We start from the raw sequence: 18,526 nt of genomic DNA, 5'->3' as shown, positions 1-18,526 counted from the left end.
CGAGCACCGGCGTCGAGACGGGCTGGACCGCCCCGCCGGCCCCCGCCGACGGCTCCGGCCCTGCCGCGCCCGTCGCCCCGCAGGCGCCCTCCGAGAGCACCTCTCCCGACACCGAGGACGCCCCCACCGGAAGCTGACACCCGACCACCCGCCCCGCTCGCGCGGGGGAACGCCGACGGCCCGGAGGACACTGTCCCCCGGGCCGTCGGCGTCCGTCAGCGCGCGTCGCGGCGGCGGCGCGTCACTCCGAGCGCGAGCGCTCCACCGGCGAGCAGGGCGAGGGCCGCCGCGGCGGTCCAGCCCGTCTCGACGCCGGTGCTCGCGAGTCCCGAGCCGGTCCGCGGAGGAACGGCGCCGGCCGGAGCAGGAGCCGGCGTGCGGGTCGGCTCGGCCGTCGGCGCGACCGTGGGCTGCGCGGTCGGCGCCATGGTCGGCTCAGCCGTCGGCGCCACCGTCGGCTCAACGGTCGGCTCGACAGTCGGCCCCGGGGTCGGCACCGTCCCCGTCCCGAACACGGACTCCGCGGAGCCGAGCGATGCGAGCACCGTCTCGCCGTTCGCGTCGTCCACGCCGTCGTTGTCGGTCACCGCGAACACCTCGCCGGAGCCGGTGATCCCGAGGCCCTCGAGCTTCTCCTGGGTCCAGCCGTTCCCGGCCTGCAGCGCGGGCAGCACGTCGACCGCGAGCGTCTTCTCGAGCATCGGCAGCGTCTCGCCGACCGCCGCGCCGGCCTCCGTCGGCAGCGGCACCGTGTACACGGCCTTCAGCGCGGCGTCCGGCCCGTTGAGCTTGTCGCGCTCGATCACCGCGAGCGTGCCCGCGGGGGTCAGCGTGATCTCCGAGAGCCCGTTCCAGTCGCCGTCCGCCCCGGACACGGCCTCCAGCGGGTAGCCGAAGAAGCTCCAGCTGTCGGCGGCGACGTCGTAGCGCCCGATCCGGACCACTCCGTCGGCGTCGATCGAGGCCTCGCGCTGCAGCGCCGTCCAGACGATCTCACCGGCGGCGCCGTCCTCGACGGTCACTCCCTCGAAGCCCTGCTTGCCCAGTGCGGAGGCGAGCTCCGCGGGCAGGGCGATCCGCTCGGTCACCGCGGCGTCCGCGTCGAGCCGCAGGAGCGCGTTGCCGTCGCCTGTCCCGCCCTCCGTCACGGCCCAGAAGCCGCCGTCGACGCGGGCGGCGATCCCCTCCAGATCCAGAGCGGCGGGCTCGCCGCCCTCGGTCACCGTGAGGGTCGTGTCGAGCAGCGCCGGCGAGACGGAGGTGTCGATCGAGTGGAGTGTGCTCGGCGCGTAGGCGCTGTCGCTCACCGCGTACAGGCGGTCGGGCGCCGCCGGGTCGGTCGAGAGGCCCGAGAGCGCACCCCAGGGCAGCGGCGATCCGTCGACGTCGGCCGACAGCACGGTCGGGAACGCGGGGGCGGAGGCGCCGAGCGCGTAGAGCTGCACGCTCGCGCGGACGGCGGCCTCGGCGTCGTCGGTCTCGCTCGAGACGACCAGCAGGTCGCGCTCGGGCAGGGCGAGCAGCCCCTCCGGACCCGGGGTCGACGGCAGCGCCTGCACGAAGCGCGGCGCGGTCGGCTCCGACACGTCGTAGACGGCCACGAAGTTGGCCCGCTCGGCGCCGACGAACACGTAGGGGACGCCGTCGAAGGTGGCCGAGAGCAGGCCCTCGGGCTCGGAGCCCTTCGCGTCGGAGCGCTTGTCCGGGTAGAGCCCGAGGCGCACCGCGAGGTGGTCGAACGAGCTCCCGGCGTCCCACTGCACGGCCCCGGTCGCGGCGTCGAGGATCGACCAGCCGCGCGTGCCGCCCTTCCAGTCGCCCTCGTTCGCGATCGCGACGTGGTCGTCGCCGACCCAGCCGACCGCGTCGGGCTCGCGCGGGACGTCGGTGATCGAGCCGGTCAGCGAGATCGAGTCGTCGTCGAGCGTGTCGATGCCGCTGACGGAGGCGGTGCCCGCGGTGTACGAGGCGGTGACGGAGCGGGTGGCCAGGTCGACGATCGCGACGGCGTTGTTCTCCTGCAGCGTCACGGCGACGGCCGTGTCGGCCGGGTTGATCGAGACGTACTCGGGCTCCGGGTCCGACGGGGTGTCGAGGCCGGCGAGACCGATGAGGTCGACGTGCTCCGGCACCCAGGCGGAGGGGTCGCCCGCGAGGTCCATCACCACGAGCTCCCCGGCGGGCGCCTGCGGGAGGTCGCCCTCCTCGCCGCCCTCGGGGGCGAGGTCCTCGTCGCGCTGGTTCTCGATCGCGATGACCGCGGTCGAGCCGTCGGTGGTGACGTCGATGGAGTCGGGCTGGCCGCCGAGCTCGATGCTCGCGACGGGCGCGAGGTCGTCGGCGTGCAGCACGCTGACGTGGCCGGAGGGGTTCGCGAAGTCGCCGTCGCTCGTGTCGACCACCGCGAGGACGTACTCGCCGGTCGCGTAGACCGAGGTCGGCTCGCCGCCCACGCCGACGCCGCCGCGCGGCTCGGGGGCGTCGGGGTCCGAGATGTCGAGGACGTCGATGCGCTGCCCGGCGGAGTCCGTCGAGTAGACCAGGCGGCCGTCGGGCGACGCGCTCGAGATCTCGGCGACGGCGGAGTCGGCGGACGGGTCGGCCGCGTTGAGGTAGGCCGGCACCGTGGCGATGCGGGTGAAGAAGGAGTCGCCCGCGGCGGAGGCGGGCAGGGCCGCGGCTCCGAGGGTGCAGCCGGCGAGGGTGACGGTGAGAGCGAGGGTGGCGGTGCGTGTGCGGGTGCGGGTGTGACGAGAGGACACGGGTCTCCTGAGCGGCTTCGAAGGAACCCGCCCACGCTGGCCGCCCCCGGTGAACGCACCGCCGCCCGCAGGTGTCCGCCCGGCGAACGCGCGGTGGCGGAGCCGCGACCGGGCGGGGGTCTCGAGACGCCGCGTGTCGCAGTCCGCCGCACGGACGCCTCGAGATCCGCCAGGCGGCGTGGTCAGCGCGCGAGGCCCTCCGCGGCCGAGCCCCAGGAGCCGAGGGCCGCGCGGACTCGCTCGTCGCGCGCGAGCGTCAACGCCTCCGCGTACCCCTCCTCCAGCACGTCGTCGAGCCGCACCCGCGCACCCGTCTCGGAGGAGCGGACCGCCGCCTCCACCATCGCGAGGCTCCGCACGTTCGAGTGCACCTCGCCCGAGGGCACCGCCCCCGAGCCCAGCACCCGCACGAACTCCGCGAGCGAGCCCGCGATCTCCTCGGGCACGGGCTCGAGCGCGGCGGTCCGCACCGCCTCCGACTCGCGCGACTGCCACTCCGGAGCGCCGTCGCCGTCCCAGTGCGCGGTGCCGCCGGCCCCGTTCACGCGCCAGTCGCCGTTCCACGAGGTCTCGAGGCCGTCGGCGCACCAGCTGCCGGTGTAGCTGAAGCGCACTCCGCCGGCGAACTCGAACACGGCGCTCGCCGCGGCTCCGTCGGCGTACCAGCTCCAGCCCGGGTTGTACTCCTCGCAGTAGACCGCGACCGGGTCGCTGTCGAGCAGGTACCGCGCCGCGTCGAAGGCGTGGATCGCCATGTCGACCAGGAGCACGTGGTCCATCTCGTCGCGGAAGCCGCCGAAGCGGGGCGCCTTCGCGAAGTGCACGGAGGCGGTGCCCAGCTGCCCGAGCCCGGCGATCTGCTCGCGGAAGGCGGTGATCGCCGAGTAGTAGCGGCGCGACTGGCTGGTCATCAGGAGCCGGCCCGAGGCCTCTGCCGTCGCCGCGAGCACCAGCGCCTCGGCGATGGTCGGCGCGATCGGCTTCTCGGAGAGCACGGGCAGCCCGGCGAACAGCGCCTCCGAGCTGACGGGGAGGTGCGCCCGCGGCACGGTCACGTTGACCACGGCGTCGGCGCCGGAGCGCGCGGCGACCTCGGCGACGGAGGTGCCGACCGCGACCGGGCCGACCCCCTCCTCCTCCGTGGCAGCCGTGGCGAGGTCGACGTCGAGGTCGACCAGGCCGACGAGCTCGGCGTCCGGGGAGTCGCGGATGGTGCGGATCCAGGCGCGGCCCATCGCGCCGGCGCCGACCTGGACGAGGCGGACCGTCATCGGACGAGCGCTCCCTCGTAGTCCTGGCCGTTGTGGAAGTCCTCGGTCTCGTAGCGCTGCAGCACCGGGAGGCGGCGCTCGGGGCGCGAGGAGCGCACCCACTCGACGCCGTTCGCGATCACGCGGCGCACCTCGGCCTGGTGGTAGACGGGGTAGTCCTGGTCGCCGGGGGAGAAGAAGAAGATGCGCCCGTGGCCGCGCTTCCAGGTCATGCCGGAGCGGAACACCTCGCCGCCCGTGAAGGTCGAGAGGAACACGAGCTCGTCGGGCGCCGGCACGTCGAAGAACTCGCCGTACATCTCCTGCCGGGGGATCACGAAGGGGTGCGGGATCCCCTGGGCGATGGGGTGCGTGGGGTCGACGGTCCAGACCAGCTCGCGGTCCTGCTCCGAGCGCCAGCGCAGCGTGCAGGTGGTGCCCATGAGCTTGCCGAAGATCTTCGACCAGTGGCCGGAGTGCAGGACGACGAGGCCCATGCCCGAGAGGACGTGGCGCTGGACGCGCTCGACGATCTCGTCGGAGACGTCGCCGTGAGCCATGTGGCCCCACCAGACGAGCACGTCGGTGGCGTCGAGGACGTCCTCGGTGAGGCCGTGCTCGGGCTCGTCGAGCGTGGTGGTGGAGACGGAGGCGCGCTCGCCGAGGTTCTCGCGGATGCCGTCGGCGATCGTGCTGTGCATGCCGTCGGGGTAGATCGCGCGGACCTTCTCCTCGATCTGCTCATGGCGGTTCTCGCCCCAGACGAGGACGCGGACGGGGGAGGAGGGTGTGGTCACGGTGTTCCTTCTTCGACGGTGGAGACGGTGCGGCAGTGGGCGGCCCGACACGGGGTTAACCGCTTTACCGGCCGCGTCTCCTAGGATGCGGGAGACGTCCGCCCCGCGTCAACCACGGCCGGGCGGCGCGAGCGGAGGAGGCGCGGTGGCCACGATGAGGGACGTCGCGCGCCTCGCGGGGGTCTCGATCGCGACGGTCTCGTTCGTGGTCAACGACACCAAGCCCGTCTCGCCCGAGACCCGCGAGCGGGTGCGGGCGGCGATGCGCGAGCTCGGCTTCCGGCCGCACGCCCTGGCCCGCGCTCTCGCGCGGCGCCGCTCCGGGATCGTCGCGGTCGTCTATCCGCTCGTGTCGAGCCGGCCGCTCAACACCGCCACCTCGTTCCTGCTCGGAGCCGCCGAGGCCGCGGCGGAGCAGGACCACTCGATCGTCCTCTGGCCGACGGTCGGCGGCTCCGACCGCCTCGCCGACCTGCGCGCCGACGGCCTGATCGACGGCGTCGTGCTGATGCAGGTCACCAGCGAGGACGAGCGCGTGCCGGTCCTTCGGGACTCCGGCACGCCCTTCGCCCTCATCGGGCGCACCCGCGACCCGTCCGCCCTCGACTGGGTCGACATCGACTTCGAGGGCATGGTCGAGGAGGCGCTCGGCCGGCTCGCCGGCCTGGGGCACGCGCGGGTGGCGCTCGTGCTCGGCCCGGACCGCGACGCCGCGGCCGACTTCGGCCCCTACGCGCGCACCCAGGAGGCGTTCGCGCTCGCCTGCGCGGCCCGCGGCGTCGAGGGCGTGCTGCTGCGCTGCGAGGAGTCGCCCGCCGGTGGCCGCACCCTCGCCCGCTCGTTCGACCCCGCCTCCGCGACCGCCGTGGTGATCGTCAACGGGGGCGCCGCCGTCGGGTTCGCGCACGAGGTGCGGCACCGCGGGCTGCGCGTGCCCGAGGACCTCTCGATCGTCCTGCTCGCCTCCGACCCCGACGTCGCCGACCTGGCCGACCCTGCGCTCGACCTGCTCGTCGCGCCCGGCCGCGAGCTCGGTCGCCGCGGAGTGGAGGCGCTGCTCGCCCGCCTCGCCGACCCCGCGGCACCGCTCCTCCAGGAGCGCATCGGCGGCCCGTGGCGCCCCGGCGGCTCGGTCGCCCCTCCGCGCTGACGGCCGGCGCCCCGGGAAGCCCCGGGAGCGCGCGCTACGGCACGATCGAGTCGATGTAGCCGCCGTCGACGCGCACGGCGGCGCCCGTGGTGGCCGAGGCGAGCGGGGAGGCGAGGTACGCCACCATGTGGGCGATCTCCTCCGGCTCGATGAGGCGCTTCAGCAGCGACTGCGGCCGGTGCAGGCGCATGAACTCGCGCTGCGCCTCCTCCCACGGGAGCTCGCGGTCGACCAGCTCGTAGACGAAGTCCTCGACGCCGCCCGTGTGGGTCGGCCCGGCGAGCACGCTGTTCACCGTCACCCCGGTGCCGGCGGCGGCCTTGGCGAAGCCGCGCGAGACGCCCAGCAGCGCGGTCTTCGACACTCCGTAGTGGATCATCTCGGCGGGCGTGACGACGGCGGAGTCGCTGCCGATGTAGAGGACGCGGCCCCACTCGCGCTCCATCATCCCGGGGAGGTAGGCGCGGGTGAGGCGCACGCCGGTGAGCACGTTGACCTCGAAGTAGCGGCGCCACTCGTCGTCGTCGATGGAGAGCGCATCGGCGGAGCCGAAGATCCCGAGGTTGTTGACGAGCACGTCCACGTCGGCGGCCGCGCGCAGGAGGGAGGCCGTGCCCTTCTCCGTCGACACGTCGGCCGCGACTCCGCGCACCCGCGCCTCCGGCACCGCCGCGCCGACGGCCTCGATCGCCCGGCGGATCGACCGCTCGGAGCGGGCGTTCACGATCACCTCGGCGCCCGCCTCCGCGAGCGTCGTCGCGATGGCCAGCCCGATGCCCTGCCCCGACCCGGTGACGAGGGCCGTGCGCCCGGTGAGATCCAACCCGATCATGCTGCTCCGCTCCGCGCCGCCGCCCGCCGGCCCCGCTCGGGGTCGAGCATGCCACCGAGCCCTGACATCCGGCCCACTCCCGGCTGAGGACGCCCGCGGGTCGCCGCGGCGTCGCTCGGAACGGCGGAGACCGTTGCCAACCGGACACTCGTGCGTTACGGTCTAACCAATCGGCAATACGTATTACCCGCGGGTAGTAGGCCGATGACCCAGACTGTCGACGAGGACGAGGCCGACGCGTGACCCCGATGCAAGCAGATGTCGCCGTGATCGGCGGCGGCCTCGGAGGAGTGGCCGCGGCGATCGCCCTCGCCCGCAACGGCCTCTCGGTCGTGCTGACCGAGCAGTACCCGTGGCTGGGCGGTCAGCTCACCTCGCAGGGCGTCCCGCCGGACGAGCACACCTGGGTCGAGCAGTTCGGCGTCACCGCCGACTACCGGCGCCTCCGCGACGGCATCCGCGGCTACTACCGCCGCAACTACCCCCTCACCGCCGAGGCGATGCGCGACGACCGCCTGAACCCCGGCCGCGGACTCGTGAGCAGGCTCTGCGCCGAGCCCCGCGTCGCCGTCGCCGTGCTCGACGAGATGCTCGCCCCCTACCGCTCGAGCGGAGCGATCCGCGTCGTCACCGGCGTCGTCCCCTTCGCCGTCGACGGCGGCCCGGGCCGGATCGAGCGCGTCCTGCTGCGCGACGCGGTCTCGGGCGAGGAGCTCGCCGTCTCCGGACGGTACGTGGTCGACGCGACCGAGACGGGGGAGCTGCTCCCCCTCGCGGAGGTCGACTACGTCACGGGGTCCGAGTCGCGCGACGAGCACGGCGAGCCCAGCGCTCCCGCCGTCGCCGACCCGATGAACGTGCAGGCCGTCACCTGGTGCTTCGGCTTCGACAGCGCGGACGGCGACCACACCATCGAGCGCCCGGCCGACTACGACTACTGGCACGAGTACGAGGTGCCGTTCTGGGGCGGGAAGCTCCTCTCCTTCACCGCGCCGAACCCGAGGACGCTGCGCCCCGAGACCCGCACGATGCACGTGAACGCCGTGGGCGACACCCGCACCGCGGACCAGCGCGCGCAGGGCGGGGACACCGACCTCTGGATGTTCCGCCGGATCCTCGCGACCGAGACCCTCCGGCCGGGCACGCTCGACAGCGACATCGTGCTCGCGAACTGGCCGATGCTCGACTACCTCGACAGCTCGATCCTCGACGTGCCGGAGCCGGAGAAGCACCTCGCCGGCGCCCGCGCGCTCTCGCTGTCGTACTTCTACTGGCTCCAGACCGAGGCGCCCCGGCCCGACGGCGGCCGCGGCTGGCCCGGGCTCCGGCTCCGCGGCGACGTGATGGGCACCGCCGACGGCCTCGCGCAGGCCCCCTACATCCGCGAGTCCCGCCGGATCCGCGCGCTCACCACGGTGCGCGAGCAGGACGTCTCCGTCGCCGCCCGCGGGACGGGGAGCCCTGCGCGCTTCGACGACTCCGTCGGCGTGGGCATGTACCGGATCGACCTGCACCCGACCACCGGAGGCGACAACTACCTCGACGTGGAGTGCTCACCGTTCGAGATCCCGCTCGGCGCCCTCGTGCCGCGCACCCCGACGAACCTGCTGCCAGGGGGCAAGAACATCGGGACGACGCACATCACCAACGGCGCGTACCGCCTCCACCCCGTGGAGTGGAACATCGGCGAGGCCGTCGGAGAGCTGGCGGCCCTCGCCCTCGCCGAGGACCTGTCGCCCCACGAGATCGCCGCCGACCCCGCCCTCGTCGCCCGCCTGCAGGCGAGGCTCGAGTCGCGCGGCGTAGAGACCCACTGGCCCGACGTCGTCGGGTACTGACCGGGAACACCGAGAAGACCATTGGAGAAAGAGAGACGATGAGACCAGCGAAGAAGCTGATGGCCTCGCTCGCCGCAGTCGGAGTGATCGCCGCCCTCTCGGGCTGCGGCGCCGCCGGCGGCGGGGACGACTCAGCACCCGTCGCTCTGAGGATGTCCGTCTGGACCTCCGACGAGAAGCAGCTCGCCCTGTTCGACTCGATGGCCGACGAGTACATCGCCGACCACCCCGAGATCGAGTCCGTGACCTTCGAGTCCCTCCCGTTCGCGGACTACAACTCGACCCTGACCACGCAGGCCGCGGGCGGCAACGCCCCCGACCTCGCCTGGGTGGGCGACATCGCGAAGGACCTGATCGACGCCGGAGCGCTCGCTCCGCTGACCGAGACCTTCGAGGGGACCGAGGGCTACGAGTACGACGACATCCTGCCCAGCGTGGCGCAGTCGTTCAGCCAGGACGGCGAGCTCTACGCGTACCCGTTCTCCAACTCGCCGTTCGCGCTGTACGTGAACCAGGACCTCATCGCGCAGGCCGGGCAGACCGTCGACCCCGCGACGCTCAGCTGGGAGGACGTCGACCGCATCGGCGCGGCCGTCAACGAGTCGACCGGCAAGGCCGGCTACATCATCCGCGACTTCGACTTCTCGGGCTGGCTGAGCCTCGCGAACCTCTGGGCGGGCTGGGGAGCCCAGCCGTGGAGCGACGACGGGACCCAGTGCACGATGGACTCGCCCGAGATGGTGGAGGCGTTCCAGTTCTTCCACGACTCGGTCTACGTCAGCGGCGCGACCCCCGGACCCGGCGTGACGGCGGACTTCTTCGCCGGCGACGCCGCGTTCACGACCGCGCAGGTCTCGCGCGCGAGCCTGCTCGACGGCTCGTTCCCGTTCGAGATCTACCCGCTGCCCGTCGGCCCCGCCGGCGAGTACGGCAACATCGGCCAGGCCGGCATGGCGGCGCTCGCAGGCGGCGACCACGTGGAGGAGGCGACCGGCTTCCTCTCGTTCATGACCAACCCGGAGAACTCCGCGAAGCTCGCGCAGTTCTTCCCGCCGCCCCGCGAGTCGCTGCTGTCCGGTGAGGAGCTGGCGAAGGTCAACACCCGCCTCAGCGCCGAGCAGCTCGACCGCGTCGTGGTCGACGAGCTCGCCGACGTGTCCGCCACCCCTCCGGTGACGAGCCCCGCCGAGATCACCTCGGTCGGCAAGACGGCGCTGGACCGCATGTGGTCGGCCGACGCCGACGTCGCCGAGGTGCTCGGAGGCGTCTGCGACGCCATCGCGCCCGTCCTCCAGGGGAAGTGATCCCGTGACCGCGACCTCGACGGACAGCCGCCGATCCGCTCCCGCCGGCGCCTACTGGAACCTCCGGCGCCGCGACGCGCTCGCCGGCTGGCTCTTCATCGCGCCCCAGCTGCTCGGTGTGATCGTGTTCGTGCTGCTGCCCGTCGGGCTCGCGGTCTGGTTCAGCCTCAACGAGTGGAACGTCTTCACCGGCTCCATGACCTTCGTGGGCGGCGAGAACTACGAGCGGGCGATCAACGACCCGAGCATCGGCGCGGTGCTCGGCACGACCGCGGTCTTCTCCGGGGGAGTGGTCGTCCTGAACCTCGCCCTCGGGCTGGGCCTGGCCGTGCTGCTCAACCGGAGGATCCCGGGCGGCGCCCTGTTCCGCACGCTCTTCTTCTCGCCCGTCGTCATCTCGGTGGTCGCCTGGACCCTCGTCTGGGGCTTCCTCCTCCAGGACAACGGCGCGATCAACGGCCTGCTCTCGCTGGTCGGCCTCGACGGGCCGAACTGGCTCCGGGAGGGGCCCACCGCGATGGCGAGCGTCATCGTCACGCAGGTCATCCGCAGCGTCGGCGTCAACATGGTGCTCTTCCTCGCCGCGCTGCAGGGAGTGCCGGGCGACCTCTACGAGGCGGCCCGCCTGGACGGCGCGAGCCCCCGCGCGATCTTCTTCCGGATCACGCTCCCGCTCATCTCGCCCACCCTGCTCCTCACCGCCATCCTCACGATCGTCGGCTCGCTGCAGGCGTTCGCGCAGGTCGCCGTCCTGACCGAGGGCGGGCCGGAGCTGTCGACGACAGTGCTCGTCTACTACGTGTTCCAACAGGCCTTCGAGTTCAGCGACATCGGCTACGGCGCGACGCTCTCGCTGATGCTGCTCCTCTTCGTCCTGATCCTCACGGTCGTGCAGTGGCAGCTGCGCAGGAAATGGGTCTTCTATGAGAACTGACGCCGTCGTCGAGCAGGGGACCCCGCTCACGCCACGCCTCGAAGCCGTCCCGGAGCCGCCCGTCAAGCGCCGCCGCGGCCGCAGCCCGCTCATGACCGCCCTGCTCGTCGTGACGCTGATCCTGCTCGTGCTGCCGTTCGCGGTGCCGACGTTCTGGATGATCGCCTCGTCGTTCAAGCCGGTGAACGAGATCTTCTCGAACCCGCCGACCCTGCTGCCGGACTCGCCGAGCCTGGCGGGCTACGCCGAGGCGTTCCGGTTCCAGCCGTTCGCGCTCCAGTACTGGAACAGCCTCTACATCGCGGTCACGGTCACCGTGGTGACGCTGCTGGTCTCGAGCCTGGCCGGCTACGCCTTCGCCCGGATCCCGTTCCCGGGACGCAACGCGGTGTTCCTCGTCGTCCTGACCGGCCTGCTGGTGCCGACGGAGGTGACGATCATCCCGCTGTTCCAGATCTTCCGGCAGCTCGGCTTCATCGACACCCACGTGCCGCTGCTGCTGGTGCCGATGGTCGGAGCGCCGGCGGTGCTGGGCACGTTCATCATGCGGCAGTACTTCATCGCGATGCCCGGCGAGCTCGAGGAGGCCGCGCGCCTGGACGGCCTCGGCCGCTTCGGGATCTGGCGGCGCATCTTCCTGCCGCTGTCCAAGCCCGCGCTGTCGGCCGTCGCGATCCTGACCTTCCTCGGGTCCTGGAACATGTACCTCGAGCCGACGGTCTACCTGACCTCACCCGAGCTCTTCACCCTGCCCCAGGCGCTCACCCGCTTCACCGACGCCTACGGCGGGGAGATGTGGGACGTGCAGCTCGCCGCGGCGACGATGACGGTCGTGCCCGTGCTGGCCGTGTTCCTCCTCGCTCAGCGGCAGTTCGTGGAAGGGCTCGCGCACTCCGGTCTGAAAGGCTGACCCGGTGTTCACGGATCGCCCCCTCGCCGCCCTCCGCGAGTTCCGTGCGGAGGTCGCGGAGCCCGACGACTTCGACGCCTTCTGGCGGGCCACCCTCGCGCTCGGGCGGGAGGGCGGCCCCGGCGTCAGCGCCGCGCCGGTCGACGCGGGCCTCCCGCTGGTGCGGGTGCGGGACGTGCGGTTCCCCGGCTTCGCGGGCGAGCCGATCGCCGCCTGGCTGGTGACCCCCGCAGCGGACCCGGGCGCCCCGCTCCCCGTGGTGATCGAGTACCCCGGGTACGGCAGCGGACGGGGCCGTCCGATCGAGCACCTCTGGATCGCCGCCGCCGGGTACGCGCACCTGGTCGTCGACGCGCGAGGCCAGGGAGCCGGCCGCCTCGCCCGCTCCGGAGCCACCCCCGACCCCCACGGCAGCGGACCCGCGTACCCCGGGGTCACGACCCGCGGCATCGAGTCGCCCGAGAAGTACTACTACCGGCGCCTGATCGCGGACGCGGCGCTCGCCGTCGACGCCGTGGAGGCGCTCCCCGGGCTGGACCCGGACCGAGTGTCGGTCTTCGGCGGCAGCCAGGGCGGAGCGCTCGCGACCGCCGCGGCGGCGCTGCGCCCCCGGGTGCGCGCGGCGATCGCCCTGGTGCCCTTCCTCTCCGACGTCCTGCGCGCCACGACCGTCACGAACGAGGCGCCCTACGTGGAGATCGCCCGCTACCTGGCGACCCGCCCCGAGGACCTCGACGCCGTCGAGCGGACCCTCTCCTACGTCGACGGCGTCCACTTCTCGCGGCGCCTGCGCTGCCGGGTGCACCGCTCGGTCGGCCTGATGGACCCGATCTGCCCGCCCTCGACGGTCTTCGCCTCCCACAACGTCTCCGGCGGCGAGACGTCGATCGACGTGTGGCCGTACAGCGGGCACGAGGGCGGCGGGGTCGGCGACCGCGAGCGGGCGCTGGAGGTGCTGCGAGAGGTCCTGTGACCGGACGGGCGTGACCCCGCGTCTCAGGACGTCGGCTCCTCCTCCATCCCGAGCCGCATCGCCAGGTCCATGGCGCGCAGGCGGGCCGGCGAGACGTCGTAGGGCAGGCTCCGGATGATCTCGCCGGCGCTCCGGGCGCGGGAGCCCTGTGCGGGATCGGGGGCCGGCGCGGGGTCCTCGGGCGGGTGCGCCTCGTCCCACGCGTCGAAGATCGCCTCGTCCTCCTCGAGCTGACCGGACTCCTTGACGACGCGCATCAGCCGGGCCTCGAAGGCGTGCCGCTCCTGCGCCACCTGCTCCACCCGGGGGTCGTCCTCGGCGACCGTGTCGTCGAGGGCCTCCTCGGCGGCGTCGACGCGGTCGGCCTCCGCCCGCAGCGCCGGATCGGCGGCGAGGACGACGAAGCGGCCGGCCTGGGAGACGGCGCCCAGCGGGCCGAACATCCGCTCGGTGACCAGCAGGGTGTCGAGGTCGGCCTGGCGCAGCGAGCCCTCGGGTGCGCCCTCGAGGCGGCGCGAGACGATGTCGTCGAGCAGCCCCAGTCGGCCGCCGAGGGTCCGCATGCGCCGGACCGAGGCCCGCTTCCGCTGCAGCTCCTCCTCCTGCGCGGCGAGCGCGGCGTCCAGCCGCGCGAGGACGCCCGCGACCTCGTCCTCGCGGTCGGCGCTGTCCTCGGCGCCGGCCGGGGCTGCGACGGCGAAGGCGTCCCGGATGTCCTCGAGCGCGACCCCGGCGTCGGCCAGGCGGCGGATCCAGAGCAGCCGGATGATGTCGTCGTAGCCGTAGCGCCGACGACCGTCTCCGCCCCGCTCGCGCTCGGGGAGCAGGCCGAGCCGGTGGTAGTGGCGGATCGCCCGCGGAGTGACGCCGGCGAACGCGGCGGCGTCGCCGATCTGCACCTGGCGTGGCGGGGCGGGGAACGACTGCATGGGGGGGCCTCTCCGATCGGGACGGTGTGCATCGAGCAGACCACATGACGCAGGGGCAGGAGCAAGCCGGCTCGGCCTGCTCCCGCCCCCGCGTCCCCTCGCGCTCAGCGCGCCAGGCGCACCGTCGCGATCTCGAACGGACGCAGCTCGAGGCGCACGTCGGCCGACTCCGCCTCGACGGAGCTCTCGATGCGGACCTGCTCGGTCGGGCGCTCCATCAGGTCGGTGCGGGTGACCGCCCGGACGGCGAAGGCGGCGCGGAGGGTCGCTGCGGCGCGGCGGCCGAGCGACTCGTAGAGTCGCACGATCACGTCGCCGCTCCCGTCGTCCGCCGCCTTCACAGCCTCGACGATCACCGAGGGGTCGTCGATCGACACCAGGGGAGCGACGGGCGCGGCGCCGGTGAGCCTGCGGACCGGGGTGTTCAGCGCGTAGCCGGCCTCGACGGCGTCGGGCAGCTCGGCGCCGACCACGAGCGACACTGCGAGGCGGTGGCGGCCCTGGTCGGCGTCCGGGTCGGGGAACAGCGGCGCGCGCAGGAGCGAGAGCCGGACCGTGGTCGTCGGGGTGCCGGCCGCGGCGCGGTCGCGGGTGATGTCGTGCCCGTAGGTGGAGTCGTTGACGACCGCGACGCCGAAGCCCGGCTCGCCGACGTGCACCCAGCGGTGCGCGACGGTCTCGAAGCGGGCGGCGTCCCACGTCGTGTTCACGTGGGTCGGGCGGTGCACGTGGCCGAACTGGATCTCGGACGTCGCCCGGTCCGAGAGCAGGTCGAGCGGGAAGGCGAGTTTGAGCAGCTTGCGGCGCTCGTGCCAGTCGATGTCGAGGTCGAGGTCGACGGCCGCCCTGCCGATCTGCAGCGAGACGGTCTGCACGACCGTGGAGCCGCCGAACGAGCGGGTGATCACGACCGCCGGCACCTCGCGGCCGAGCGGGTCGCTCACGGTGCCGGCGCGGACCGAGTCGACGCCGACGAGGTCCTCCACCGTGCGGCGGTAGTTGTCGTCGAGGTCCCAGGCGTCCCACTTGTTCGGGGTGTCGCGGTGGAGCTGGAGGAGCCCCGCGGCGGCGCCGGCGGGCACGACCTCCCGGCCGCTCGCGAGGTCCACGACCGACTCGAGGAGTCCGGAGGCGCCGATCCGCACCCGGACGAGCCCGTTGTCGAGGACGTGGGCGTCGCCGTCGGAGCGGAGCGTCGGGGCCGAGTGCTCCGCGGCGGGGTCGGCCGCGGCCGCGCCGAGCGCCGGCACGCCCCCGACGGCGAAGGGGGAGGAGTTCACCAGCAGCTCCGCGGAGCCCTCGCCGGCGAGGGCCCGGACGGTCTCGGCGATCATCTCCTCGATCCGCTGCGCGATGCGGGCGTAGTTCTCCTCCGCCTCGCGGTGCACCCAGGCGATGGAGGTGCCGGGCAGGATGTCGTGGAACTGCTGCAGGAGGACCGTCCGCCACATCTCACGCAGCTCGTCGGCCGGGTACGGGACCCCGGCGCGGACGAGGGCCGTGGTCGCCCACAGCTCGATCTCGCGGAGCAGGTGCTCGCTGCGGCGGTTGCCCTGCTTGGTGCGCGCCTGCGACGTGTAGGTGCCGCGGTGGAACTCGAGGTAGAGCTCGCCCGACCAGGTGGGCGCGTCCGGGTACTCGGCCTGCGCCTCCTCGAAGAAGCGGCGGGGTGTGGACAGCTCGACGGTCGGCGAGCCCTCGAGGCTGCGCGTGCGGCGGGCGGCCGCGATCATCTCGCGGTTGGGGCCTCCTCCGCCGTCGCCGTAGCCGAAGGGCACGAGCGACATGGTGCCGCTGCCCTTCTCGGCGTACTGGCGCTCGGCGCGGGCGAGGTCCTCGCCGGAGAGGTCGGAGTTGTAGAGGTCGACGGGCGGGAAGTGCGTGAACACGCGGGTGCCGTCGATGCCCTCCCACCAGAAGGTGTGGTGGGGCATCGTGTTGGTCTCGTTCCACGAGATCTTCTGCGTGAGGAACCAGCGCCCGCCCGCTCCGGCGATGATCTGCGGCAGCGCGGCGGAGTAGCCGAAGGAGTCCGGGAGCCAGACCTCCTCGGTGTCGATCCCGAACTCGTCGAGGAAGAAGCGCTTGCCCTCGAGCAGCTGGCGTACGAGCGCCTCGCCGCCGGGCATGTTCGTGTCCGACTCGACCCACATCCCGCCGACCGGCACGAAGCGGCCCGCGAGCACGTGGCCGCGGACGCGCTCGAACAGCTCCGGGTGGTCGCGCTTGAGCCACGCGTACTGCTGCGCGGAGGAGGCGGCGAAGACGAAGCCCTCCTCGCGCTCGATCAGGTCGCAGACGTTCGAGAAGGTGCGGGCCACCTTGCGGGCGGTCTCGCGGGCGGGCCAGAGCCAGGCGGAGTCGATGTGGGCGTGGCCGACGGCGTGCAGGTGGTGCGCGCTGGCCGAGGCGGGGCGCTCGAGGACCGTCCTCAGCGCCTCCCGGCCGGCGGCGGCGGTGCCGGACACGTCGTCCGGATCGAGGACGTCGACGGCGCGGTCGAGGGCGCGCACGATCTCGGCGCGGCGCTGGGAGGACTCGGGCAGCTGCCCGATCAGCCCGACGAGCACGGCCATGTCCTGCTCCAGCTCCCAGACCTCCCGGTCGAGCAGTCCGAGCTCGAGGCGTCGGAGGCGGTAGAGCGGGTCGGACGGCAGGGCGCCGTCGGCGGGGCGGCCGCCGAGCGCCGTGGGGGTGAAGGACCAGTCGCCGGTGATGTTCGGGTTGGCGGCGGCCTCGATGTAGAGCTCGACCGTGCGGTCGCCCGCCTCGCGGCCGGGCAGCCGGTCGAGCGGGACCGACTGGTTGAACGGCTCGACGGCCTTCACGACCGTGCCGGTCGCGGTGAAGACGAGCCCCTCCGCCTCGAAGCCGGACTGGGCGCCGGTGTAGCCGAGGTCGACGACGAGCTCGGGCTCGCAGCCGTCGACGCCGACCCAGGAGGCGGGGATCTCGCCGCGCACGTGGAACCACACGGTGCCCCAGGGGGCGCCCCACGGCTCCCCGATGCGGGCGGGCGCGTAGGACGCGGCCCGCGCCTGGTCGAAGGGGACCGGCTCGCCCGGAGCGGTCCACGACTCGATCCCGAGCGGCTCGACCGCCCGGTGGATCGCCGGCCGGAGGCTCTCGGCGCGGAAGCGGGCGATGCGGGCTTCGATGCGGGTGCTGTCGTCATGCATGCGTTCTGGTGCTCGTTCCGTGTGCAGTGGGGGAGGGCGGCGGCGCGGAGGGCGCCGCCGCCCGGGGTCAGGAGGCGATGACGACGCGGTGCCCGTCGGGGAAGACGGCCACCTTCCGCCAGGTGTCGCCGGAGCGCTCCCAGCCCTCGTTGACCTGTCCGGCCGGAGGGGTCGGGATGGTCTCGGGGGCGCGGGCGACCGTGGTGTAGCCGGCCGCGCGCTCCACCCGGCCGCGGCCGAGCTCGAACGAGGTCAGGCGTCCGTCGTCGACGATCAGCGAGCCCTCGTCCACTCCCGCGGCGCCGCGCTCGATGAACGGGTTCACGAGGCGCGTCTGGGAGGAGTCGCTGCCCAGCACGATCGCCTTCTGCTGCGGGAAGCGGCCGAGGCTGAGCCCGTAGAAGCCGCCGAGGACGGTGAGGTTGCGCACCTCGAAGTCCGCTCCGCCGTTCGTCAGGCCGACGCCGAGGCAGTTCGCGCCCGAGGTCGGGAAGAAGTTCGGGTTCACGATCATGTGGCTCGTGCCGGCCTCGATCAGCACCTCCCAGCCGTCGCGGGAGCCCTCCGAGCGGAAGTTGATCAGGGTCAGGCCGGAGTTGACCGAGCGCCGGTTCTCGTTGCGGATCGACCGGAGGCCGACCGTGCCGCCGATGGCCTGGCAGTCGAGCAGCGTCATGTTCGTCGGCGCGAGGAGGAAGCCGCCGAGGCCGGGGCTGATCGCCTCGACGTTGGTCATCGAGCCGCCGATGGAGGCCTTGCCCGAGTCCTCCACGCCCCAGCCCGCGGGGGCGACGATCTTGATCTTGTTCCAGGAGTTGGCGTACGAGTACTCGTCGTCGACGCCCGACACGAAGGTGGCGCGCTCGCGGAAGATGCCCGACTTGCCGGTCTTCTGGATCCACAGGTTGCGGAACTCGCAGTTGACCAGCGAGCGCAGCGACATCCCGTGGCCGCCGGAGGGCGTGCCCGTCATCTCGAAGTCGGCGAGGACGACGCCGGTGGCCTTGTTGTTGTTGGCGGGACCGGCCGCGTCGCCGGTCTGGCCGGAGACGGTGAAGATGTCGCGGGTCGAGCCCTCGATCTGGACGATCCTCGTCTGGCGCATGCCGGCGCCGACGATCTTCGGCCCGGCGTAGCCGTAGGGCGGCCCGTTCTCGGGCTGCACCGGGTAGCCGCGGTAGTCGACCGCGAGGCCCGTCACCCGGATCTCGCCGGCGGGCAGCGACACCTCGCCGCCCGGAGCGGTCATCGCCTTGTCGATGGCCGCCTGCACCGCGCGGGTGTTGTCGGCGCCGGCGCGGTCGTCCCAGCGGAACTCCTTGTCGAGCGGTGAGATCGGCCCCTCGGTGACGCTCAGGCGCTTCTTCTGCCCGGGAGCGTCGGCCGGGGGCGCGGCGGCGGCTGGAGTGGCGGCGCCGACGGCTCCTGCCGCGCCGGCGAGGGCGGCGGCGCCCCCGGCGAGGAAGAGGCGGCGCGAGTTGTCGGGCCTGCGCTGCGGATCGTGCTCGGGCTGCTGATCGGGCTTGTGCTGCCGATCGGGCCTCGGGGAGGCCGTGGTCTGGTTGTCTGGGTCTGCGGGATTCATCATCGTCGACGTTCCGCCCTCTCTCGCCCCGGATGGGCGTACGGCGATCCTTCGTCATCGGTAGCCTGAGGTCAAGAAGTAAT

At 73.3% G+C, this 18,526-nt stretch carries 13 protein-coding genes; 6 read left to right on the top strand and 7 right to left on the bottom strand.

What is annotated here, in order from left to right:
* Positions 1-215: 215 nt before the first annotated feature.
* The 3 genes from C5C25_RS14565 to C5C25_RS14555 all read right to left on the bottom strand — a co-directional run bounded on the left by C5C25_RS14565 (position 216) and on the right by C5C25_RS14555 (position 4,809).
* Positions 216-2,762, bottom strand: coding sequence for an esterase-like activity of phytase family protein (locus C5C25_RS14565; protein ID WP_104251010.1), 2,547 nt, complete (start codon positions 2,760-2,762; stop codon positions 216-218).
* Positions 2,763-2,944: 182 nt separating this feature from the next.
* On the bottom strand, positions 2,945-4,033 hold the full coding sequence (locus C5C25_RS14560) for a Gfo/Idh/MocA family protein (RefSeq protein ID WP_104251009.1): 1,089 nt from the start codon (positions 4,031-4,033) through the stop codon (positions 2,945-2,947).
* A complete protein-coding gene (locus C5C25_RS14555) occupies positions 4,030-4,809 on the bottom strand; it encodes a ThuA domain-containing protein (RefSeq protein ID WP_104234013.1) in 780 nt (259 codons plus the stop codon). The genes C5C25_RS14560 and C5C25_RS14555 overlap by 4 nt, the downstream gene beginning before the upstream one ends.
* 154 nt (positions 4,810-4,963) lie before the next feature.
* Here C5C25_RS14555 and C5C25_RS14550 point away from each other — a divergent pair, with 154 nt between their 5' ends.
* Positions 4,964-5,959 carry a LacI family DNA-binding transcriptional regulator gene (locus tag C5C25_RS14550; RefSeq protein ID WP_258059511.1) on the top strand — a complete coding sequence of 332 codons (996 nt, stop codon included), beginning with the start codon at positions 4,964-4,966 and terminating at the stop codon, positions 5,957-5,959.
* Positions 5,960-5,993: 34 nt separating this feature from the next.
* Here the strand turns inward: C5C25_RS14550 and C5C25_RS14545 are convergent, their stop codons facing one another.
* Positions 5,994-6,788, bottom strand: coding sequence for an SDR family NAD(P)-dependent oxidoreductase (locus C5C25_RS14545; RefSeq protein ID WP_104238803.1), 795 nt, complete (start codon positions 6,786-6,788; stop codon positions 5,994-5,996).
* Positions 6,789-7,039: 251 nt separating this feature from the next.
* Between C5C25_RS14545 and C5C25_RS14540 the strand changes: the two genes are divergently transcribed.
* From C5C25_RS14540 to C5C25_RS14520, 5 genes are read left to right on the top strand one after another with little or no spacing between them, the layout of a single operon-like run.
* Positions 7,040-8,629 carry an FAD-dependent oxidoreductase gene (locus C5C25_RS14540; protein ID WP_104251016.1) on the top strand — a complete coding sequence of 530 codons (1,590 nt, stop codon included), beginning with the start codon at positions 7,040-7,042 and terminating at the stop codon, positions 8,627-8,629.
* Positions 8,630-8,667: 38 nt separating this feature from the next.
* Complete coding sequence (locus C5C25_RS14535; RefSeq protein ID WP_104224315.1) at positions 8,668-9,933, top strand: sugar ABC transporter substrate-binding protein; 1,266 nt, start codon at positions 8,668-8,670, stop codon at positions 9,931-9,933.
* A gap of 4 nt (positions 9,934-9,937) precedes the next feature.
* Positions 9,938-10,867, top strand: a complete 930-nt coding sequence (locus C5C25_RS14530; protein ID WP_104251008.1) for a carbohydrate ABC transporter permease — start codon at positions 9,938-9,940, stop codon at positions 10,865-10,867.
* Positions 10,857-11,777 carry a carbohydrate ABC transporter permease gene (locus C5C25_RS14525; RefSeq protein WP_244229554.1) on the top strand — a complete coding sequence of 307 codons (921 nt, stop codon included), beginning with the start codon at positions 10,857-10,859 and terminating at the stop codon, positions 11,775-11,777. Before C5C25_RS14530 ends, C5C25_RS14525 begins: the two co-directional genes overlap by 11 nt.
* 4 nt (positions 11,778-11,781) lie before the next feature.
* Entirely contained in the window at positions 11,782-12,750 is a 969-nt protein-coding gene (locus C5C25_RS14520) for an acetylxylan esterase (protein ID WP_104234015.1), read from the top strand.
* 23 nt (positions 12,751-12,773) lie between these two features.
* On the opposite strand, the gene C5C25_RS14515 is transcribed toward C5C25_RS14520, so the two are convergent.
* From C5C25_RS14515 to C5C25_RS14505, 3 genes are all read right to left on the bottom strand, one after another.
* Positions 12,774-13,679 carry a MerR family transcriptional regulator gene (locus C5C25_RS14515; RefSeq protein WP_104251007.1) on the bottom strand — a complete coding sequence of 302 codons (906 nt, stop codon included), beginning with the start codon at positions 13,677-13,679 and terminating at the stop codon, positions 12,774-12,776.
* 104 nt (positions 13,680-13,783) lie between these two features.
* Complete coding sequence (locus tag C5C25_RS14510; protein WP_104234017.1) at positions 13,784-16,858, bottom strand: glycoside hydrolase family 38 C-terminal domain-containing protein; 3,075 nt, start codon at positions 16,856-16,858, stop codon at positions 13,784-13,786.
* A gap of 67 nt (positions 16,859-16,925) precedes the next feature.
* The gene (locus tag C5C25_RS14505) at positions 16,926-18,443 is read right to left on the bottom strand and encodes a hypothetical protein (RefSeq protein ID WP_181127060.1); all 1,518 of its coding nucleotides are present in this window, start codon (positions 18,441-18,443) and stop codon (positions 16,926-16,928) included.
* Positions 18,444-18,526 lie beyond the last annotated feature (83 nt).

The sequence above is a fragment of the Rathayibacter sp. AY2B9 genome (genome assembly GCF_002931595.1).
In the GTDB taxonomy this organism is placed as follows: Bacteria; Actinomycetota; Actinomycetes; order Actinomycetales; family Microbacteriaceae; genus Rathayibacter.
The sequence above is the reverse complement of the archived record's forward strand: the minus strand, read 5'-3'. Positions and strand labels throughout refer to the sequence as shown.

What these genes read in the sequence shown, in the direction of transcription:
- C5C25_RS14540 (WP_104251016.1), top strand. Translation starts at nt 7,040, where the DNA reads ATGCAAGCAGATGTCGCCGTGATCGGCGGCGGCCTCGGAGGAGTGGCC.
- C5C25_RS14560 (WP_104251009.1), bottom strand. Translation starts at nt 4,033, where the DNA reads ATGACGGTCCGCCTCGTCCAGGTCGGCGCCGGCGCGATGGGCCGCGCC.
- C5C25_RS14535 (WP_104224315.1), top strand. Translation starts at nt 8,668, where the DNA reads ATGAGACCAGCGAAGAAGCTGATGGCCTCGCTCGCCGCAGTCGGAGTG.
- C5C25_RS14550 (WP_258059511.1), top strand. Translation starts at nt 4,964, where the DNA reads ATGAGGGACGTCGCGCGCCTCGCGGGGGTCTCGATCGCGACGGTCTCG.
- C5C25_RS14515 (WP_104251007.1), bottom strand. Translation starts at nt 13,679, where the DNA reads ATGCAGTCGTTCCCCGCCCCGCCACGCCAGGTGCAGATCGGCGACGCC.
- C5C25_RS14525 (WP_244229554.1), top strand. Translation starts at nt 10,857, where the DNA reads ATGAGAACTGACGCCGTCGTCGAGCAGGGGACCCCGCTCACGCCACGC.
- C5C25_RS14510 (WP_104234017.1), bottom strand. Translation starts at nt 16,858, where the DNA reads ATGCATGACGACAGCACCCGCATCGAAGCCCGCATCGCCCGCTTCCGC.
- C5C25_RS14505 (WP_181127060.1), bottom strand. Translation starts at nt 18,443, where the DNA reads ATGAATCCCGCAGACCCAGACAACCAGACCACGGCCTCCCCGAGGCCC.